The organism is Roseateles asaccharophilus (genome assembly GCF_031458115.1).
GTDB lineage: Bacteria > Pseudomonadota > Gammaproteobacteria > Burkholderiales > Burkholderiaceae_C > Pelomonas > Pelomonas asaccharophilus_A.
In genome coordinates this window covers 275,254-293,243 of record NZ_JAVDXV010000008.1, presented here as the reverse complement: position 1 = coordinate 293,243, position 17,990 = coordinate 275,254, and the positions used below count along the sequence as shown (strand labels likewise).

Here is a 17,990-nt window from a genome sequence, read left to right as displayed (position 1 = left end):
CGATGGCGGCGAGGGACAAGCAAGGAGGCGCGGCTGCCCAGCAGCAACACAGGCCTGCCCCCAGCCCGCTGATCCGCGAAGTCCTGGCTCACCTGCCCTGTGGGCTGGCGGTGTTTGACGCCGAGCGCCGCCTGCTGGTGCACAACGCCGAGTTTGAACGGCTGCTCAATGTGCCGGCATCACTTTTCGAAGAGCCGCCGCTGCGCTTCGACGACCTCATCAGCTTTTTCGCCGCCCGCGGCGACTACGGCCAGGGCGACACGGCGCGCGCCGCCCTTGAAGCCGCGCTCGCGCTGGGGCGCGACACGCACGCCAACCGGCTGGAAACCTACCGCACCGGCGACCGCCTCATCGAGGCCCGCACCGCGCCGCTGCCCGACGGCGGCCTGGTGCTGACCTGCCTGGACCTGACGCCACAGGCCCACGCCCGCCTCGCAGCCGAGCGCGCTTCGCAGGCCAAGACGCGCTTCCTGGCCAACATGAGCCATGAGATCCGCACGCCGATGAACGCCGTGCTGGGCATGCTCAGGCTGCTTCAGAAGACGCCGCTGGACGCCCGCCAGCGCGACTACGCGATCAAGAGCGAAGGCGCCGCGCGCGGCCTGCTGGGTCTGCTCAACGACATCCTGGACTTCTCCAAGATCGAGGCCGGCCACCTGGGGCTGGACCCGCATCCGATGCGGCTGGAGGAGTTGCTGCGCGACCTGTCCGTCATCCTCGCTGCCAACGTCGACAAGCGCGACATCGAACTGCTGTTCGATCTCGACCCCACGCTGCCGCGCGTGCTGGTCGCCGACGCCCTGCGCCTGCAGCAGGTGCTGGTCAATCTGGCGGGCAACGCAATCAAGTTCACCACCGCCGGCGAGGTCATCCTTGGCATTCACCGCGTCGCGCAGACCACGAGCCAGGCCACGCTGGCCTTCACCGTCCGCGACACCGGCATCGGCATCGCGCCGGAGCAGCTGGAGCGCATCTTCACCGGCTTCACGCAAGCCGAGGCGTCCACCGCGCGCCGTTTCGGCGGCACCGGGCTTGGGCTGGCGATCAGCCGTCGGCTGGTGCGGCTGATGGGTGGTGACATCCACGTCGAGAGCACGCCCGGTCGCGGCAGCTGTTTCAGCTTCACGCTCGGCTTTGCGCTGCCCACCGATGCCGTCGCCGCGCCGCCTCCGCAGGCCTTGCAGGCTTTGCAGGCGTTGGTCGTCGACGACCATGCCGAGGCGCGCCGCATCATCGGCGCGCTGGCCGAGACACTGGGCTGGAAAGTCCGGCTCGCGGCCAGCGGCGCCGAGGCATTGCAACTCGCCGAACAAGCCGCACCCGACGTCGTGCTGCTGGACTGGGTCATGCCCGGGCTGGACGGCTGGCAGACCGCCGTGCGCCTGCGCAAGCTGCTGGGGCCGGCGCCGCTGCTCCTGATGGTCACCAGCCATGACCGCGAGCGCCTGGCCCAGCGCAGCGCCGCCGAGCAGGCCTTGCTGGACGGCTTCCTCGTGAAGCCCGTCACTGCCACGATGCTGGGCTTGGCCGTCACCGCGGCCCGGCAGCAGCGCCGTGGCGAAAGCCCAGCGCCCGAACCGGCTCCGCAGCGGCTGGCGGGACTGCGTCTGCTGGTCGTGGAGGACAACCCCGGCAGCCAGCAGGTCACGCGCGAACTGCTGGAGCTGGAAGGCGCGCTGGTCACGCTGGCCGGCGATGGCCAGCAGGCACTGACGCTGCTGGCGCAGACCCGCGGCCGCGCCGGCTTCGATGCGGTACTGATGGATGTGCAGATGCCTGTGATGGACGGCACCACCGCCACGCGGCTGATTCGCCACCAGCTGGGCCTCACGCTGCCGATCGTCGCCATGACGGCGGGGGCACTCGCCGCCGAGCGCGAAGCCTGCCTTGAGGCTGGCATGGACGAACACATCGTCAAGCCCTTCGACCCCGACAGCCTCGTCGCCGTGCTGCGCCGGCGCTGTGGCGCCACGCCGCTGGCCAGCCCCGAGCGCGCCACCGACCTGCCGCCCGCGCTGCTCGACGACGCGGGCCGCGCCGGCATTGCGCTGGCCGAGGCGCTGGCCCGCATGTCCGGCCGTGTGGAGCTGTTCGAACGCACGCTGTCCGCGCTGCACGAGCAGGATCGCCAACTGGCCCAGGCGCTGCTGGAAGGTGGCGCCGCCGCCACGCGAGGGCTGCACGGCTTTCGCGGCCTGGCCGCGATGCTGGGCGCCGAGGAACTGGCCGCGCTGGCCGCCGAAGGCGAGCACGCGACCGCGCCCGATGCCGCATGGCGGCAGCGCTTTCTGCAGCGCCGCGATGCCGACCTCGCTGCGCTGGACCGCCTGGCCGCCCACCTTCACGCCGAATCCCGGCCCGCCGCGGCGCCGCCCCCCCGCGCCACCGGCACGGTGGCCGAGCGACTCGACGCACTGGCGCATCTGCTGGCCGGCTCCGACCTGGAGGCACTGGACGTGCACGAGGCCTTGCGTCCACAGTTGCGCGGTGCGCTGGATGCCCGCACCGCCGCCGCGCTGGACGCGGCCATCGCCACCCTGGATTTCGGCGCCGCGCTGGTTCTGTGCAAGCAGGCACGCGCCATGCTGGAGGCTCAAGCATGATGCAGATCGCCCTGCCCGAGCACCTGCCGCTGACGCCCGGCCTCGCGCCACCTGGGCGCCGGCCGCGGCTGCTGATCGTGGACGACCAGCCGGTCAACATCCAGGCGCTGCACCGCGTGTTCGCGGCCGACTGCCAGGTGCTGATGGCCACCGACGGCCAGCGTGCGCTGCAACTGTGCCGCGAGCGCCAGCCCGACCTCGTGCTGCTGGACGTGCAGATGCCCGGCATGGATGGCCATCAACTCTGCGCCGAACTGAAGTCCGACCCGCTGCTGCGCTCCATCGCGGTCATCTTCGTCACGTCGCAGGACCACCCCGACGACGAGACGCGCGCGCTGGATGCTGGTGCGGCGGACTTCATCACGAAGCCTTTCAACCCCACCGTGGTGCGTGCGCGTGTGCGCACGCAGCTGACCTTGAAGGCTCAGGCCGACCTGCTGCGCGAACTGGCGTTCGTCGACGGCCTGACCGGCGTGCACAACCGCCGCCATTTCGACGAGCGTTTCCAGGCCGAGTCGCGCCGCGCCCAGCGCACGCGCGCGCAACTGGCCGTCGTGCTGGCCGACGTGGATCACTTCAAGCACTACAACGACGCGCTGGGCCACATGGCCGGCGACGACTGCCTGCGCCGCGTCGCCGCGGCCCTGAAGGCCTGCTTGCGCCGGCCCACCGACCTGCTGGCGCGTTATGGCGGCGAGGAGTTCGTCTGCCTGCTGCCCGACACCGACCTGGCCGGCGCCATCGGCGTCGCGCAGTTGATGGAGGACACCGTGCGCGCGCTGTCCCTGGCTCATCCGACCACCGGCGGCAGCTTGACGATCAGCCTGGGCGTGGCTGCGGGCAGCCAGGGGCAGGGACTGGTGGAGATGGCAGACAAGGCGCTGTATCTGGCGAAAGCCGCCGGGCGCGGACGCGTGAGCTGGGTCGACGGCTGACAATCGCGCGGCACCTTGAAAGCCGCGCATGACGACCCCACCCCTTCGCGACACGCTGGCCCGGTTCCGCTGGTCTCACGAGCCAGCAGCCTGGCAGCTGGCCCAGACGCTGGCGCTCACCACGAAGCCGGACACCGACTACTGGCAGCGCACGCACTACGGCTTCAGGCGGGACAACGGGCATTTCTTCTTCGTGCCGCTGCAAGGGGACTTCACGCTGACGGCACATGTCGCGTTCGAGGCGAATGCGCAGTACGACCAGTGCGGCGTGATGTGCCGGGCCGGCGAGGAATCGTGGATCAAGGCGTCGGTGGAATACGAGCCCCACGAACCCTGCCGGCTGGGCTCGGTGGTGACAAACCTGGGGTACTCGGATTGGGCGACGCAGGACGTCGACGCGTGCCTCAAGCAGGTGCGCTACCGCCTGAGCCGGCGCGGCGCGGATTTCCGCGTCGAGGCGGCAACGGGAGATGGACCATGGCAGCAACTGCGCATCGCCCATCTGCACGGCTGTCCGCATGAGATCGAGGTCGGCGTGTATGCCTGCAGCCCGGTCGGCCCGGGGTTCGAATGCGAGGTACTGGACCTGGCGCTGGTGCCGAACCTGTGGGGCGCCGCCTAGCGCGGCGTTCACCGGGCCAGAATCGAATCCACTCACCGAGGAGGCTCCATGCCCAAGGTCAGCAAGATCGCGTTGCAGCTGGAAGATGTCGCGTTGCCCGCCAGCAGCATCGCGCAACTGCGCAAGATCGCCACGGAGAGCGCCGGCACGGTGATCCTGACGGCCCCGCCCGGTGCCCAGCGCACGCAGGCGGCCGAATCCCTTGCCCGCACGATGGGGTGCGCGCTCGTGCGTGTGGATCTCGCCCAGGTGGTGAGCCGGTTCATCGGGGAGACCGAGAAGAACCTGGATCTCGTCTTCGCGGAAGCTGCGGCGAGCAGCGCGGCGCTGTTCTTCGACGAAGCCGATGCCCTGTTCGGCAAGCGCAGCGGCGTCAAGGACAGCCATGATCGCTACGCCAACGTCGACGTCGCGTATCTGCTGCAGAAGATCGGGGCGCACAGCGGCGTTGTGGTCCTGGCCTCCAGCGGGCGAAAGAACATCGATCCGGCCTTCTTGAGACGACTGCGCTACGTCGTTGATCTTCCCTGGCCACCCAAGGTCGGTTGAAGCTGTGGTTGAGGGGATGCATCCACGGTCACCCCACAACTGTTGACTCATCGACACGGGATGCAACGGGGCTGCGGCGTATGCTGGTTCGCTGACTGGAACCTGCCTCACCATGAATGCGCCGCTGTTGCCCCAAATCCTGCTGCGGCAGGATCGCTCCGCGCAAGCCGACCTGGATCTCGCGACCGAAGGCGTGCTGCGCTACGTCTGGAGCAGCGCCTGGGGCGACATGCTCATCGAATCCATCGATGGCGTGGCCTATGTGAATGGCCAAAGGGTTGATGCAGCGCCCAGCCCTGCCGCCCAAGGGATGGCCCGTGTGAGGGACACGAGCACGGGCGACGCCTGAGGATCGCCCGGGCGCAGTCCCGACCGTTGCCTTGCCCGGGCATGGGCGGGCACCTGGATTGCCGTGGACGCCCATGCCCTCGCCTTTGAGAACCGGCCAAGCCGACGACATGACGCGCGACGAGTTCGGCGCACGGTTTCGGCAGCGCTTCGTGGACCCGGCCTTCGACGCCGAACGGGAGGCTTTGGCCCGGCTTGAGCAGATCGCGTGGGAGGCATTCCACGCCGGCCGCAAGGCCCCCATCACCGTCAAGGCGGGCGCCGGCTTCGCGGACCCCGACTACGACCTGTCCAGGGAGTGGCGCGATCTCCGCCAGCGCCTGGACGATGCACAGGCGCGGTGGAGCAACGCCGAAACCCCGTCGCGCGTGCTGCTCATCAATGCGTCGCCCCGCAACGACGGCAGTTGTCCTGGGGAAATGTCAAAGACGTGGCGCCTGATGAAGATGGCCCGGGCTGCCTGCGAAGCCGAGGGCGCAACGGTGGACGAGTTGGACCTGAGCCGGTTGACCTCGGACTACGACCGCCACATCCACCCCTGCAAGGGCTGCGTGTCCACGGCGATGCCGCTGTGCCACTGGCCCTGCAGCTGCTACCCCAACCACGCTTCGGGCCAGACCAACGACTGGATGGGTGACATCTACGAGCTATGGGTTCGCGCGCACGGCGTGCTGCTCTTGACGCCGGTGCATTGGTACCAGGCGACCAGCCCGCTGAAGCTGATGATGGACAGGCTGGTGTGCGCCGACGGCGGCAACCCCGACCCCACGTCGACTCAGGGCAAGAAGGCGCAGCTTGCGCGTGAGATGGAACTCAAGGGCTGGGACTATCCCAAGCACCTCGCCGGACGTGTCTACGGCCTGGTGGTGCACGGCGACGTGGCCGGCATCGACGGCACGCGACGCGCGCTGTCGGATTGGCTGGACTGGATGGGGCTGCAGGACGCGGGATTCGGCGCCCGACTGGAACGCTACATCGGCTACTACGAGCCGTATGCCAGCAGCCACGACGCACTGGACGCCGACCTCTGCGTGCAGGACGAGGTCAGGCGCGCGGCGCGGGCGGTGGCGCGAAGCGTGGGCTTGATGCGCGCCGGCCTCATGAAAGACGGCGCAGCCGGTCTGCCACAGCCACGCACCAAGTGAGCTGGCATCCCGATCCCCGGGCGCGCAGCTTGCCGGCATTCGGTGTCCGCCACGAGCGGCCTTCAACCCGAACAGGAGATCTCATGAACCCCGACGACACCACCGGCCCCGTCATCTCATCGTCGAAGGTCGAGGGAACGGCCGTCTACAACTCGAACGGAGAGAAGCTCGGCTCCATCGACGATCTGGTCATCGACAAGGTGTCCGGCAGGGTCCGGTACGCCGCCCTCGAGTTTGGCGGCTTCCTGGGGATGGGGACCGACCGCTATCCGGTGCCCTGGAGCGAACTCCGCTACGACACGGGCAAGGACGGCTTCCGTGTCGATCTCGACAAGGAGAAGCTGGAGAGTGCGCCGCGCTACCCCAAGCTGGCGGAGCCGGACTACACCGATGAATACAACCGCAAGGTCTACGAGTACTACGGCCGCAGCTGGCCATGAACCCTTGCCATCCGCAGCATCGCGTCCTGCGTCATGGTGTGTTGCAAGCCACTGACGACAGGGGCACCGCGGCATGGATTGATTTGTCGCCCGGCTTCAGCTGTGCAAGCTGGCCACGGAGTTGCAGCCGCACAGGCTGGCTTCGCGGCGATGAAAGGACCCGGCGCCAGCGCGTCGGGTCCAGCTTCTTCCAACAAGCCGACAACCGCTCGGGCATTCGCGCTTACGCAGGATCTTCGCCATGGCACGAGAAAGCACGGAACTAACCGCGGCAGGTCAGGAAAGGCGGGCGGTGCTCTACCGGATGGTCATGCCGGATCACATCTGCCCGTATGGGCTGAAGTCGCTTGATCTGCTGAAGCGAAATGGCTTTGACGTCGAGGACCACCACCTCACGTCAAAGGCAGAGACCGAAACCTTCAAGAAGCAGCATGGCGTGGAAACCACGCCGCAGACGTTCATTGATGGCACCCGCGTGGGAGGCAACGATGATCTGCGGGCGTGGCTCGGCCTGGAAGTCCATCGCAAGGGCGAGGTGACGTACACCCCGGTGGCCATGCTGTTCGGCATGGCGGCGGCGATGGCGCTGGCGGTCGGCTGGGGCGGCTTCGCGAGCACCAGCATTCCGTCCACCGTGGAGCGCTTCGCCGCCATCGCCATGTGCCTGCTCGCCGTTCAGAAGCTGCGCGACGTCGAAAGCTTTTCGACGATGTTTCTCAACTACGACCTGCTGGCGCGGCGCTGGGTCCGCTATGCCTATCTGTACCCGTTTGCAGAAGGGGCGGCGGGCCTGCTCATGCTGGCTGGCACCGCCATGTGGCTGTCGGTGCCGCTGGCATCGTTCATCGGGCTGGTGGGTGCGGCCTCCGTCATCAAGGCGGTCTACGTCGACAAGCGCAGCTTGAAATGCGCCTGTGTGGGCGGGGACAGCCAGGTGCCGCTGGGGCCGGTGTCCCTGGCTGAGAACCTGATGATGGTCGCGATGGCGGTGTGGATGGCCATCAAGGCCTGGGCCTGATGCCCGCCGCTGGCTGCGGCTCAAGAAGGTGAAACGAGGGCAAGCGCGATTGCTCACGGATGCCCCACGGGTCAGGCCGCACTACTTGCTCTTGGTCTCCTTGGAGGCGTTGCTGGAGGCGCCCGTCGATGCATCGCGAGCGGGCAGTCCGCTGTCGACGTCGGTGTCACTGGTGCTGGCCCGCTTGGCAGTGCTGGCGCGATTGCTGCGCCACGACGTGAAGTCGTCGGAGAACTTCTTGTAGCGCTCCTGGCGCCAGCTGTCGTAGTCGCGGTCGAGTTCCTGGATCTGCTGATTGCGCCACTGGTCATAGTCAGGGTCGTAGTGACGGCCCGCCGTGCCCTCGCCCTGCGTGCCGAAGGAGCGGCTTTCCCAGGGGTTGTCATAGCCCGGCCCCTGACTGCCCCAGTTGCCGCTTCCGTAGCCATAGCCTTCCGTATTGCCAGCTTGGCCCGCATAGCCGCGATGGCGGGCATCGGCGCCCCGGTCGTACGACTCGCGCGGGTAGCGGGCGTTCGAGTAGCGGCGGCTCCCATATCCCTCGCCTTCATCGCCGCTTGGGTAGCCTCCACCGGCATGGCTGCCGCCTTGATGGGACGGTCCGCGCTGGTCGTAGTCGGCGTTCCATGCGCCGCGGCTCTGCCCCTGAGGAGGCCTTTCTTCGTAGCGGTCGCCGCCGTCTGCGCCGCGAGGCCGGCCCCATTCATCATCGGGATGCGCGCTGCCGGCGATGTTGCGGCCCCATTCGCCCTCGCGGCTGTCGGCACCGCTGCCGAAGTTGCCACCTTGCTGATCCCGATGGCCGCCTTGGTAGCCCATCTGCTGACCAGGCGGATCGAAGCGGCGCTGTTGATGCTGCGCACTGCGATGCCCGTGCTGGCCGCCGCGCTGTGATTCACTGCGGCTGCGGCGTTGATCGTCATGCTGACTCATGTCTGTGCTCCTTCATGGCTGGCGCTGCCGGACTGGCGGCCCCGACACCAAGTCGGGCAAGCCGCATACCGGTTCGCAGGCACCAAGGGTTCTTCGCATGGCTGCCGTTTGGTCTGCCAGCGACCGGGCGCCTTGCTTGCCGCGCCCTCGCTGATCAAAGCAAGAGAAGCCGCTGCGTATAAACCACGACGCCCCACACCGCGCTCCGCCAAGGGCCGCCCCTGCAGCCTGACCTGCCAGGCCGTGGGAGGCGCAAGCAGCCCAGCGGTGGCCCGACCAGCTGAAGGAGCAAGCCGACGTTGCCATCGAGCACACGCGCGAGGGCAATGGCGGTGCATGAGACTTCCACTCGGGAGCTCGCCATGGAGCGCTGCTTGCCCAGCATCCCTTTCCTACGGCATCGAGATCTCTCATGATTGATCACACCGGCATCGTGGTCTCCGATCTCCAGACGGCGCGGCGGTTCTACGACGCGGTGGCCAGCGCGCTTGGCCTGCAGATCGTGGCGAATGCGCCTGCGGAAGCGGCGTGCAACAGCCTTCCATGCGCAGCTGCGAAGTCATTTCGAGTTTGCCCATTTGCGTGTCCGACGCGGCGATGGCGTCCAGGCCGACACCCACGGGAAACGTCGGCGCCTAAGGTCAAGGGCCTATCCCGAACGGAGCCCCCCATGAGCACGCCCATCCAGAACCCGCCGGCACAGGATCTGACGCCCACGCATCCGAATGCCGAGAACGCGGACACGCGCCATGACTTGTCGGGCAGCGAGGCCGTGAAGAAGATCCGTGAGGTCGTCGACAAGGCCGACACCTGCTTCCTCGTGACTCATGGCGGCGTCCGCCCGATGGGCGTGCGCGAGTGCGATGACAGCGGAACCCTCTGGTTCCTGAGCGACAGACACAGCCGGAAGAATGCACAGATCACCGCCGACGGCGAGGTGGAGTTGTACTTCCAGGCGACCGAGCACTCGGGGTTCATGCATCTGCGCGGCCACGCGAGCGTGATCCACGACAAGGCCATGATCGAGAAGCTGTGGACGCCGATGGCCCGCGTCTGGTTCCACGAGGGCAAGGACGACCCCTGCATCAGCGTCATCCGCGTGGATGCGACGAGCGGCCAGTACTGGGACAACAAGCATGGCGACGTGATCGCCGGCATCAAGATGGTGATCGGCGCGGCACTGGGCAAGCAACTCGACGACGGAGAGGTCGGCAATCTGCGTCCTCGGCATTGACGGCACGCTACACCGAAGAGGCATCCCATGGACATTCGCAGCCTGCTCGCCTCGTTCCTGATCGGCGTGGTCGCCAGCGCCCGGTCGATGACGCCGATGGCGGCGATCTCCGTGGCGCGCGTCGCCGGCCGGCGCACGCCCGGCGAGCTCTTCCTGCTGGACAGACCGTTGTTCAAGGTGGGCGCGATGGCGCTCGGGCTCGGGGAACTGCTGGGCGACAAGATGAAGACGGCACCCGACCGCACTGTCGCCCCTGGGCTGCTGGCGCGGGCCATGAGCGCCGGCATTGCCGGCGCGGCCTTGGCACCCAGCGGCCAGGAGCGCGCGGGCGCGGCGGTCGCCGTCGCGGCGGCGATCCCGCTCTCCTACGCGACGCTGGCCGCCCGCAAGCAGGCCATGGCCCGCATCGGCCAGACCCGCAGCGGCCTGATCGAGGACGTGCTGATCGTCAGCGCAGCCGCCGCCATCGTCGCGCTGGTGATGAAGCGCGACTGACATGGAAGGGGCGTTCCCATGCCCGACACACCGGTGAGACACCGTCACGCCGACATCGCCGGCCAACGGCTTTTCCTTCGCGATGCCGGCCCTGACGATGCGCCTGCGCTGCTGCTGCCGCACGGCTATCCCTGCTCGTCGTTATCTGCGCGACCTGCCGGACGCGGAACTTCACCTGCTCGACGACGCGGGCCACTGGCTGCTGGAAACCCATTTCGAGCAGGCGCTTCCACTCGTGCGGAGTTTCCTGTCACGAGCGTTGGGGCTGAAAGACGCCCCTTCACCCCGCACAAAAGCGAACGGCCCCTGGAGGGGCCGTCTCATTATTGGAGCGGGCGATGGGGATCGAACCCACGTCATGAGCTTGGGAAGCTCAGGTCCTACCATTGAACGACGCCCGCGTTGGGTGCAGATTATGGCGTGGTTCAACGGCGCCACAGCGGCTGTAGGACAAGGCCGCAAACCGCCATCGCCACCCCGGCAACGGCCCGGGCCGGCCCTAGCATGCCGCCCCGTTCCCACCGCCCCTGCAAGGAGAAAGCAATGAACAAGGCACGGCGCATCCTCACCTCCATCCTGACCGCGTCGCTGGTGTTCAGCAGCACCGCCCAGGCCACCACGCTGATCAGCACCGAACAGGCCGCCGCGGCGATGGCACCCGCCGCGCGCAGCGAGGCCCACGCCCGCTTGCACACCGCGCTGGACCGCGCCGACCTCGCCGCCATGCTGCAGGCCCGCGGTGTGTCGGCCGACGAGATGCGCGCCCGCGTCGACGCGTTGACCGACGCCGAAGCCAAGCAATTGGTGCAGCAGATCGACCAGGATCCCGCGGGCGCCAGCGATGTCGTGGGCGTGCTGTTCACCGTCTTCATCATCCTGCTGGTGACCGACATCCTCGGCCTGACCAAGGTGTTCCCGTTCACGCGCGCGGTGCGTTGATCGCCCGGCTCGCAGCCGCCGCGGCGGCGCTGCTGCTGTCCGGCTGCGCGGCCTTCTTCACGCCGCCGCAGACGGCGGCGTTGCTGGCCCAGCCGCCGGCCGACCTGCCGGCGCGCGTCGATCGTGCCGAGGTGCCCTTCTTCGCGCAGACGCGCGACCACTGCGGCCCGGCCGCGCTGGCGACCGCGCTGGCCGACGTGGGCCTGGCCGCCGATCCCGAGCGCCTGGGCGACGCCATCTTCCTGCCCGCGCGCGGCGGCACGCTGCAGCTTGAGATGCTGGGAGGCGCGCGCCGCCAGGGCGCCGTCGCCACCCGACTGCCGCGTGAGCTGCAGGCGCTGCTGCGCGAGGTGGCGGCCGGCCATGCGGTGGTGGTGCTGCAGAACCTGGGGCTGGATTTCGCGCCACGCTGGCACTACGCCGTCGTGGTGGGCTATGACCTGGATCGTCGCGAGCTGCTGCTGCGCAGCGGCACGACGCAGCGCGAAGTGATGGCGCTGCGCACCTTCGAATACACCTGGGCCCGCGCGGGCCGCTGGGCCATCGCGGTGCTGCCACCGCAGCGCCTGCCGGCCACCGCGCTGGAGGCCGATGCCACGGACGCCGCACTGGGCTTCGAGCGCGTCGCCCCGCCGGCCCGCGCGGCACTGGCGTGGCGGACGCTGCTGACGCGTTGGCCCGACAACCTGCTGGCCGGCATCGGCCTGGGCAACACGCTGAACGCAGCCGGCGATGCGGCCGGCTCGCGCGACGCGTTCGAGGCCGTCGCGCAGAAGCACGACAGCGCCGTGGCCTGGAACAACCTGGCCCTGCTGCGCCGCGATGCCGGCGACCGCGCCGGCGCGCGCGACGCGGCCGAGCGGGCCGTGAGGCGTGCCGACGCGGCCGAGCCCGCCTGGGCCGCCGCGGCGCGCGCCACATTGGCGACCATCGACACCTCTCGGTAAGCGCATGCGCGGCTACAGTCGCCGCATGACGTCCTCTGCTGTAGCCGCCCAACGTCCCCCCGCCACGCTGGCCATCGCCTGGCGACAACTGCTGCGGGACTGGCGTGCCGGCGAACTGCGGCTGCTGATGCTGGCCGTCGCGCTGGCCGTCGCGGCGCTGTGCGCGGTGGCCTTCCTGTCCGACCGGCTGGACCAGGGCCTGCGCCGGGATGCGGCCCAGTTGCTGGGCGGCGACGCGGTGGTCGCCAGCGACCAGCCCACACCGCAGGCCATCGTGGACCTGGCCGCCGAGCACAAGCTGACCACGGTGCGCAGCGCCAGCTTCCCCAGCATGGCGCGCGCCGACGACGCCCATGGCGGCGAAAGCCGGCTGGTGGCGGTCAAGTCCGTCAGCGCGGGCTATCCGCTGCGCGGCAAGATCACGCTGCGCGAGGCCCTGCCAGGCCGCGCCGGCGCCCCGGCCGCGGGCGAGGTCTGGGCCGACCCGGCGGTCGCCGACGCGCTGGGCCTGAAGCTGGGCGACCCGCTGCTGCTGGGCGACGCCACGCTGCGCCTGACCGCCATCATTCAGAACGAGCCCGACCGCGGCGGCGGCTTCATCAACTTCGCGCCGCGCGTGCTGCTGACCGAGGCCGACCTCGAAGCCACGAAGCTGGTGCAGCCCGCCAGCCGCCTGACCTACCGCCTGGCCGTCGTGCCCGGCGCTGGTGCGTCGCCCGACGCCGTGCGGCGCTTCGTGGGCGCCGCCGAGCAGGTCATCGAGAAGGACAAGCTGCGCGGCATGCGGCTGGAATCGCTGGAGGCCGGCCGCCCCGAGATGCGCCAGACGCTGGACCGCGCGGCGCGCTTCCTGCGGCTGGTGGCCATGCTGTCGGCGCTGCTGGCCGCGGTGGCCGTGGCGTTGGCCGCGCGCGACTTCGCGGCGCGGCATCTCGACGCCTGCGCGATGCTGCGCGTGCTGGGTCAGCCGCAGCGCCGCATCGCGTGGGCCTACGGGCTGGAGTTCCTGATCGCCGGCGTGGCGGCCAGCCTGGTGGGCGTGCTGGGCGGCCTGGCGCTGCACCAGGTGTTCGTGTCGCTGCTGGCTGGCCTCATCAACGTGACGCTGCCGGCGCCCAGCGTCTGGCCGGCGCTGCTGGGGCTGGGCCTCGGCCTGTCGCTGCTGCTGGGCTTCGGCCTGCCGCCGGTGCTGCAACTGGCCGCGGTGCCGCCGCTGCGCGTGATCCGGCGCGACCTGGGCGCACCCAAGGCCGGCTCGCTGCTGGTGCTGGGCGCGGGCGTCGCGGGCCTGGCGGCCATCCTCGTGGTGCTGGCCGGCGACATGGTGCTGGGCGCCATCGCCGCGGCCGGGTTCGCCGGCGCGGTGCTGGTGTTCGCGGGGCTGGCCTGGGTGGCCGTGAAACTGCTGCGCCGCGTGGTGCCGACCAACGTCAGCGGCGCGGGCGTGCCGCGCTGGCTGCTGCTAGCCACGCGCCAGGTCGCGGCGCGGCCGGGCTTTGCCGTCATGCAGGTGTCGTCGTTGGCCGTGGGGCTGCTGGCGCTGGCGTTGCTGGTGCTGCTGCGCACCGACCTCATCGCCAGCTGGCGCCAGGCCACGCCGGCGTCGGCACCCGACCGCTTCGTCATCAACATCCAGCCCGACCAGGGCACCGCCTTCAAGCAGACGCTGGATGCCGCGGGCGTGCAGAACTACGACTGGTATCCCATGATCCGTGGCCGCCTGACGGCCCTCAACGGCGAAGCGGTGCAAGGCAAGCAGTTCAGCGAAGACCGCGCGCAACGCTTGACCGAGCGCGAGTTCAACCTCAGCCACACCGCCGACATGCCGACCCACAACCAGCTGGTGGGCGGGCGTTGGGGTTCGGCCGCCGCGGGCGAGACGGGCCTCAGCGTGGAGGAAGGCCTGGCGCAGACGCTGGGCCTGAAGCTGGGCGACACGATGACCTTCGACATCGCGGGGCAGTCCGTGCAGGGCCGCATCACCAGCCTGCGCAAGGTGGACTGGTCGTCCATGCGCGTCAACTTCTTCGTGCTGTTCGAGAAGGCCGAGCTGCCGGAACTGCCGGCCACGCAGATTGCCGCCTATCGCACGCCGGCGGCGAGCAAGCTGGACCGCGAGCTGGCCCGCAATTTCCCCAATCTCACCGTCATCGACGTGTCGGCACAACTGAACCAGGTGCAGCGCGTGCTGGATCAGGTCATCCAGGCCGTGCAGTTCCTGTTCGCCTTCACGCTGGCGACCGGGCTGGTGGTGCTGATCGCCGCGGTCAGCAGCACGCGCGAAGCGCGCACGCGCGAGTTCGGGCTGATGCGCGCTCTGGGCGCGCCGTCATCGCTGCTGGCGCAGGTGCAGCGCGCCGAGTTGCTGGGCGTGGGTGCGCTGGCCGGCTTCCTGGCGGGCGGCGTCGCGCTGCTGCTGGCGGCGCTGCTGTCGCGCTTCGTGTTCGAGTTCGAATGGCAGATCAAGCCCTGGGTGCCGCTGGTCAGCGCCGTCTGCGGCGCGCTGCTGGCCTGGGGCGCCGGCTGGTGGAGCCTGCGCGGCGTGCTGCAGCGGCCGGTGGTGCAGACGCTGCGGGAGGCGCAGGCCGAATGACGTCGCCGACCGCCCGTGACATCGGCCGCTACCTGGCGCTGTCGGCGGGCATCACGGTCGTCTATTACCTGCTGGCCCGGCTGGGCCTGCTGATGGTGTTGCCGCCTTACCAGGTGGCGCCCATCTATCCCGCGGCCGGCTGGGGGCTGGCAGTGCTGCTGGTGGGCGGCCTGCGCTATCTGCCGGCCGTCGCGCTGGGCTCCTTCGTCGTGCAGGCCACGATGCTGAGCGACATGCGCGCCGACGTCATGCCGCTGGCCCTGGGCATAGGTTGCGGCGCGGCGGCACAGGCGGCCGTCGGCACGCTGCTGATGCGGCGCTGGTGCGGCCGGCCGCTGGTGCTGGCATCGCCGCGCGAGGTGGCGGGTTATCTGGCCGCGGCGGTGCTGGCTGGCTGCGTGAGCCCCAGCTGCGCAACGTTGCTGCTGCGCGCCTCCGGCATCATCGAGACGGCGCAGATGGACCTGGTCTGGATCGTCTGGTGGACCGGCGACCTGATGGGCGTGCTGATCGCCACGCCCATCACGCTGGCGCTGATCGGCCATCCACGCTCGGCGTGGGCCACGCGGCGTTTCAGCGTGGGCCTGCCCATGCTGCTGACCACGCTGCTGGTGGGCCTGGGCGTGGCGGCGACGGTGGAATGGGATCGCCAGCGCAACCGCGCGGACTTCACACGCGACGCCACCAGCGCCGCCCAGGCATTGGCCGGGCGGTTGCGCGAGCCGCTGCTGGCGCTGGAAGGCGCTCACGGCCTGCTGAAGATCAAGGCCCAGCCCACGCGCGACGAATGGGAACGGGCGACGCAGGGCTTCCTGACGGAGGACAGTCCACTGTTGGCGCTGGGCATGTCGCGCCGTGTCTCGCGCGACGACCTCGGCCGTTTCAACGCCGAGGCGGTGGCCGATGGCCTGCCGGACTACCAGGCCCGCGACCGCACCCGCGCCGGCGACCTGCGGCCGCTGGGCGACGAGGACATGATCGTCATCCGGCTCATCGAGCCGATGTCGCGCAACGCGGCGGCGCTGGGCATCAACATCCGCACAATCCCGGGTGCACGCGTCGCCGTGGAGCGCGCGCTGTCCACCGGGCGGGCCAGCGCGTCCGCCGGCTTCCAGTTGTCTCAGGACAAGGAGGGCGCAATCGGCGTGGTCGTCTACCAGCCGGTGCGCCTGGGCGCAGGCCCGGCCGACCGCGTAGCCTTCGCGACGCTGCGGCCCGATCTGCTGTTGTCCCGCCTGTCGGCGCAGTGGTCGCCGCAACTGGCGGCCTGCCTGGTCGACCTGGACCCGCAAGCAACGCACAAGCGCCTGGCCGGCCGGCTGGGCTGTGAGGCCGTGCAGCGCGCCGAGGGCGGCGCCACGCTGCCCATCGTGAGGCTGCCGCTGAACTTCGGCGGTCGGCCCTGGGAGGTGCGTGTCTACGACCTGCCCAGCCAGATCGCGCCCGCGGGCCGCAGCTGGGCGTTTGCGCTGGTGGGCCTGCTCTCCACGGCCATGGTGGGTGCGCTGCTGCTGCTGATGTCGGGCCGCACGCAGCACGTCGAGGCGCTGGTGCGGGATCGCACCGCCGCGCTGGAGCGCGAGATCGCCAATCGCGCCGAGGGTGAACAGGCGCTGCGCCAGAGCGAGCAGCGCTTTCGCAGCATCTTCGAGACCGCGCCCATCGGCATCGCGTTCACCGACCTCAACGGCGGCTTCCAGGAAGTCAACGCGCGCTTTTGCAGCCTGGTGGGCTACCCGGCCGAGAAGCTGATCGGACGGCGTTCCATCGACGTGACCCACCCCGACGACCGCCGCGAGGACATCCGCCAGGGCAGGCGCGTGATACGTGGCGAGATCCCGTTCTACCGCCGCCTGAAGCGCTATGTGCGCCAGGACGGCAGCGTCGCGCATGCGCGGGTGCTGGTCAGCCTGCTGCGCAACAACGACGGCCGCCCGTACCGCCTGGTGGGGGTCGTGGAGGACATCAACGACCAACTGCGCATGGAGGAGCTGGATCGCGCCCGCGAGGCCGCCGAGGCGGCCAACCACGCGAAGAACGAGTTCCTGTCGCGCATGAGCCATGAGCTGCGCACGCCACTCAACGCGATCCTGGGCTTCACGCAGCTGATGCAGATGGACGCGGCCGAGCCGCTGCAGCCCGGCCAGCGCGACCGCACGCGGCAGATCACGCATGCGGGCTGGCATCTGCTGGAGATGATCAACGACATCCTGGACCTGTCGCGCATCGAGGCGGGTTCGCTGCGGCTGGAAAGCGCCGTGCTGGAGCTGCAGCCGCTGCTGGGCCGTGCGCTGTCGCTGGTGCAGCACAGCGCCACCGAGCGGGGGCTGTCCATCGCCCAACGCCTCGATCCCGAAGCCTTGAGCGTCATGGGCGACGCGACGCGCATCACGCAGATCCTGACCAACCTGCTCAGCAACGCCGTCAAGTACAACCGGGTCGGCGGCAGCGTGGACATCGAGTCACACAGCCCCGAGCCTGGCTGGATAGAGATCGCGGTCAGCGACACCGGCCTGGGCCTGACGGACGAGCAGCGCGCGGCGCTGTTCCAGCCCTTCAACCGGCTGGGACGGGAGCACAGCGGCCTGCCGGGCACCGGCATCGGCCTGGTCATCAGCCAGCGCCTGGCCGAGATGATGGGCGGCGGCCTGCGGGCCGAGGCTGTGAAAGGCCAGGGGGCGCGCTTCGTGCTGCGACTGCCGGCCGCCGGTGCGCAGCCGCTGGCGCCTCACGAAACCATGCCGGGCGAACTGGACATGCCGCGCGCCAGCCCGCACCGCCACGTACTCTACGTGGAGGACAACCCGCTGAATGTGGAGGTCATGCGCGGCATCCTGGACCAGCGCCCCGGTCTGGAGCTGGAGATCGCGACGACCGCCGCCGAGGGCATGCAGGCGCTCAGCGACCGGCTGCCCGCCCTGCTGCTGCTGGACTGGCAACTGCCCGACGGAGACGGGCTGGTGCTGCTGCGCCACCTGCGCGACCTGGGCACCAAGCCGCCGCCGGTCATCGTCGTGTCCGCCAACGCGCAACCCGAGCAGATCGCGCTGGCCCAGGCTGCTGGCGCCCAGCACTACCTGACCAAGCCGCTGGACGTGCGCGAGTTGCTGGCGCTGGTCGATGAATTGTTGACACCGACGGCGCCGTCGGAGCGGGCAGAATGAAAGCCTATCCCGTTTCTCAGTGCAG

Annotated in this window: 15 protein-coding genes and 1 tRNA gene; 14 read left to right on the top strand and 2 right to left on the bottom strand. The window is 69.7% G+C overall.

Annotated elements, in window-relative coordinates:
* Positions 1 to 2 precede the first annotated feature (2 nt).
* The 8 genes from J2X21_RS20395 (at position 3) to J2X21_RS20360 (ending at position 7,660) form a co-directional block, all read left to right on the top strand.
* Positions 3 to 2,603 (top strand): response regulator, encoded by a 2,601-nt coding sequence (locus J2X21_RS20395; RefSeq protein ID WP_310331655.1) that lies wholly within the window; start codon positions 3 to 5, stop codon positions 2,601 to 2,603.
* A complete protein-coding gene (locus tag J2X21_RS20390) occupies positions 2,600 to 3,538 on the top strand; it encodes a diguanylate cyclase (protein ID WP_310331653.1) in 939 nt (312 codons plus the stop codon). The genes J2X21_RS20395 and J2X21_RS20390 overlap by 4 nt, the downstream gene beginning before the upstream one ends.
* Before the next feature lie 28 nt (positions 3,539 to 3,566).
* Positions 3,567 to 4,160, top strand: a complete 594-nt coding sequence (locus J2X21_RS20385) for a DUF1349 domain-containing protein (protein ID WP_310331652.1) — start codon at positions 3,567 to 3,569, stop codon at positions 4,158 to 4,160.
* A 48-nt stretch (positions 4,161 to 4,208) separates the two neighbouring features.
* Positions 4,209 to 4,709, top strand: coding sequence for an AAA family ATPase (locus J2X21_RS20380; RefSeq protein WP_310331651.1), 501 nt, complete (start codon positions 4,209 to 4,211; stop codon positions 4,707 to 4,709).
* 112 nt (positions 4,710 to 4,821) lie between these two features.
* Positions 4,822 to 5,058 carry a hypothetical protein gene (locus J2X21_RS20375; RefSeq protein ID WP_310331650.1) on the top strand — a complete coding sequence of 79 codons (237 nt, stop codon included), beginning with the start codon at positions 4,822 to 4,824 and terminating at the stop codon, positions 5,056 to 5,058.
* Between the two features lie 73 nt (positions 5,059 to 5,131).
* Positions 5,132 to 6,202, top strand: coding sequence for a flavodoxin family protein (locus tag J2X21_RS20370; RefSeq protein ID WP_310331649.1), 1,071 nt, complete (start codon positions 5,132 to 5,134; stop codon positions 6,200 to 6,202).
* Between the two features lie 83 nt (positions 6,203 to 6,285).
* The gene (locus J2X21_RS20365; RefSeq protein ID WP_310331648.1) at positions 6,286 to 6,642 is read left to right on the top strand and encodes a PRC-barrel domain-containing protein; all 357 of its coding nucleotides are present in this window, start codon (positions 6,286 to 6,288) and stop codon (positions 6,640 to 6,642) included.
* Positions 6,643 to 6,883: 241 nt separating this feature from the next.
* The gene (locus J2X21_RS20360) at positions 6,884 to 7,660 is read left to right on the top strand and encodes a MauE/DoxX family redox-associated membrane protein (protein ID WP_310331646.1); all 777 of its coding nucleotides are present in this window, start codon (positions 6,884 to 6,886) and stop codon (positions 7,658 to 7,660) included.
* Between the two features lie 81 nt (positions 7,661 to 7,741).
* Here the strand turns inward: J2X21_RS20360 and J2X21_RS20355 are convergent, their stop codons facing one another.
* Positions 7,742 to 8,593 (bottom strand): hypothetical protein, encoded by an 852-nt coding sequence (locus tag J2X21_RS20355; protein ID WP_310331645.1) that lies wholly within the window; start codon positions 8,591 to 8,593, stop codon positions 7,742 to 7,744.
* Positions 8,594 to 9,263: 670 nt separating this feature from the next.
* Here J2X21_RS20355 and J2X21_RS20350 point away from each other — a divergent pair.
* The gene (locus J2X21_RS20350) at positions 9,264 to 9,827 is read left to right on the top strand and encodes a pyridoxamine 5'-phosphate oxidase family protein (RefSeq protein ID WP_310331644.1); all 564 of its coding nucleotides are present in this window, start codon (positions 9,264 to 9,266) and stop codon (positions 9,825 to 9,827) included.
* 27 nt (positions 9,828 to 9,854) lie between these two features.
* Positions 9,855 to 10,322: a hypothetical protein gene (locus J2X21_RS20345; RefSeq protein WP_310331642.1), complete on the top strand. Its 468-nt coding sequence runs from the start codon at positions 9,855 to 9,857 to the stop codon at positions 10,320 to 10,322.
* A 327-nt stretch (positions 10,323 to 10,649) separates the two neighbouring features.
* Here J2X21_RS20345 and J2X21_RS20335 read toward each other — a convergent pair.
* Positions 10,650 to 10,723, bottom strand: a tRNA-Gly gene (locus J2X21_RS20335).
* A 142-nt stretch (positions 10,724 to 10,865) separates the two neighbouring features.
* Here J2X21_RS20335 and J2X21_RS20330 point away from each other — a divergent pair.
* The 4 genes from J2X21_RS20330 to J2X21_RS20315 are packed head-to-tail and all read left to right on the top strand — an operon-like array spanning position 10,866 to position 17,965.
* On the top strand, positions 10,866 to 11,261 hold the full coding sequence (locus tag J2X21_RS20330) for a PA2779 family protein (RefSeq protein WP_310331640.1): 396 nt from the start codon (positions 10,866 to 10,868) through the stop codon (positions 11,259 to 11,261).
* Positions 11,258 to 12,208: a PA2778 family cysteine peptidase gene (locus J2X21_RS20325; protein WP_310331639.1), complete on the top strand. Its 951-nt coding sequence runs from the start codon at positions 11,258 to 11,260 to the stop codon at positions 12,206 to 12,208. The genes J2X21_RS20330 and J2X21_RS20325 overlap by 4 nt, the downstream gene beginning before the upstream one ends.
* 25 nt (positions 12,209 to 12,233) lie before the next feature.
* Positions 12,234 to 14,801, top strand: a complete 2,568-nt coding sequence (locus tag J2X21_RS20320; RefSeq protein WP_310331637.1) for an ABC transporter permease — start codon at positions 12,234 to 12,236, stop codon at positions 14,799 to 14,801.
* Complete coding sequence (locus J2X21_RS20315) at positions 14,798 to 17,965, top strand: PAS domain S-box protein (protein WP_310331635.1); 3,168 nt, start codon at positions 14,798 to 14,800, stop codon at positions 17,963 to 17,965. Before J2X21_RS20320 ends, J2X21_RS20315 begins: the two co-directional genes overlap by 4 nt.
* The last annotated feature ends 25 nt before the right edge of the window (positions 17,966 to 17,990 follow it).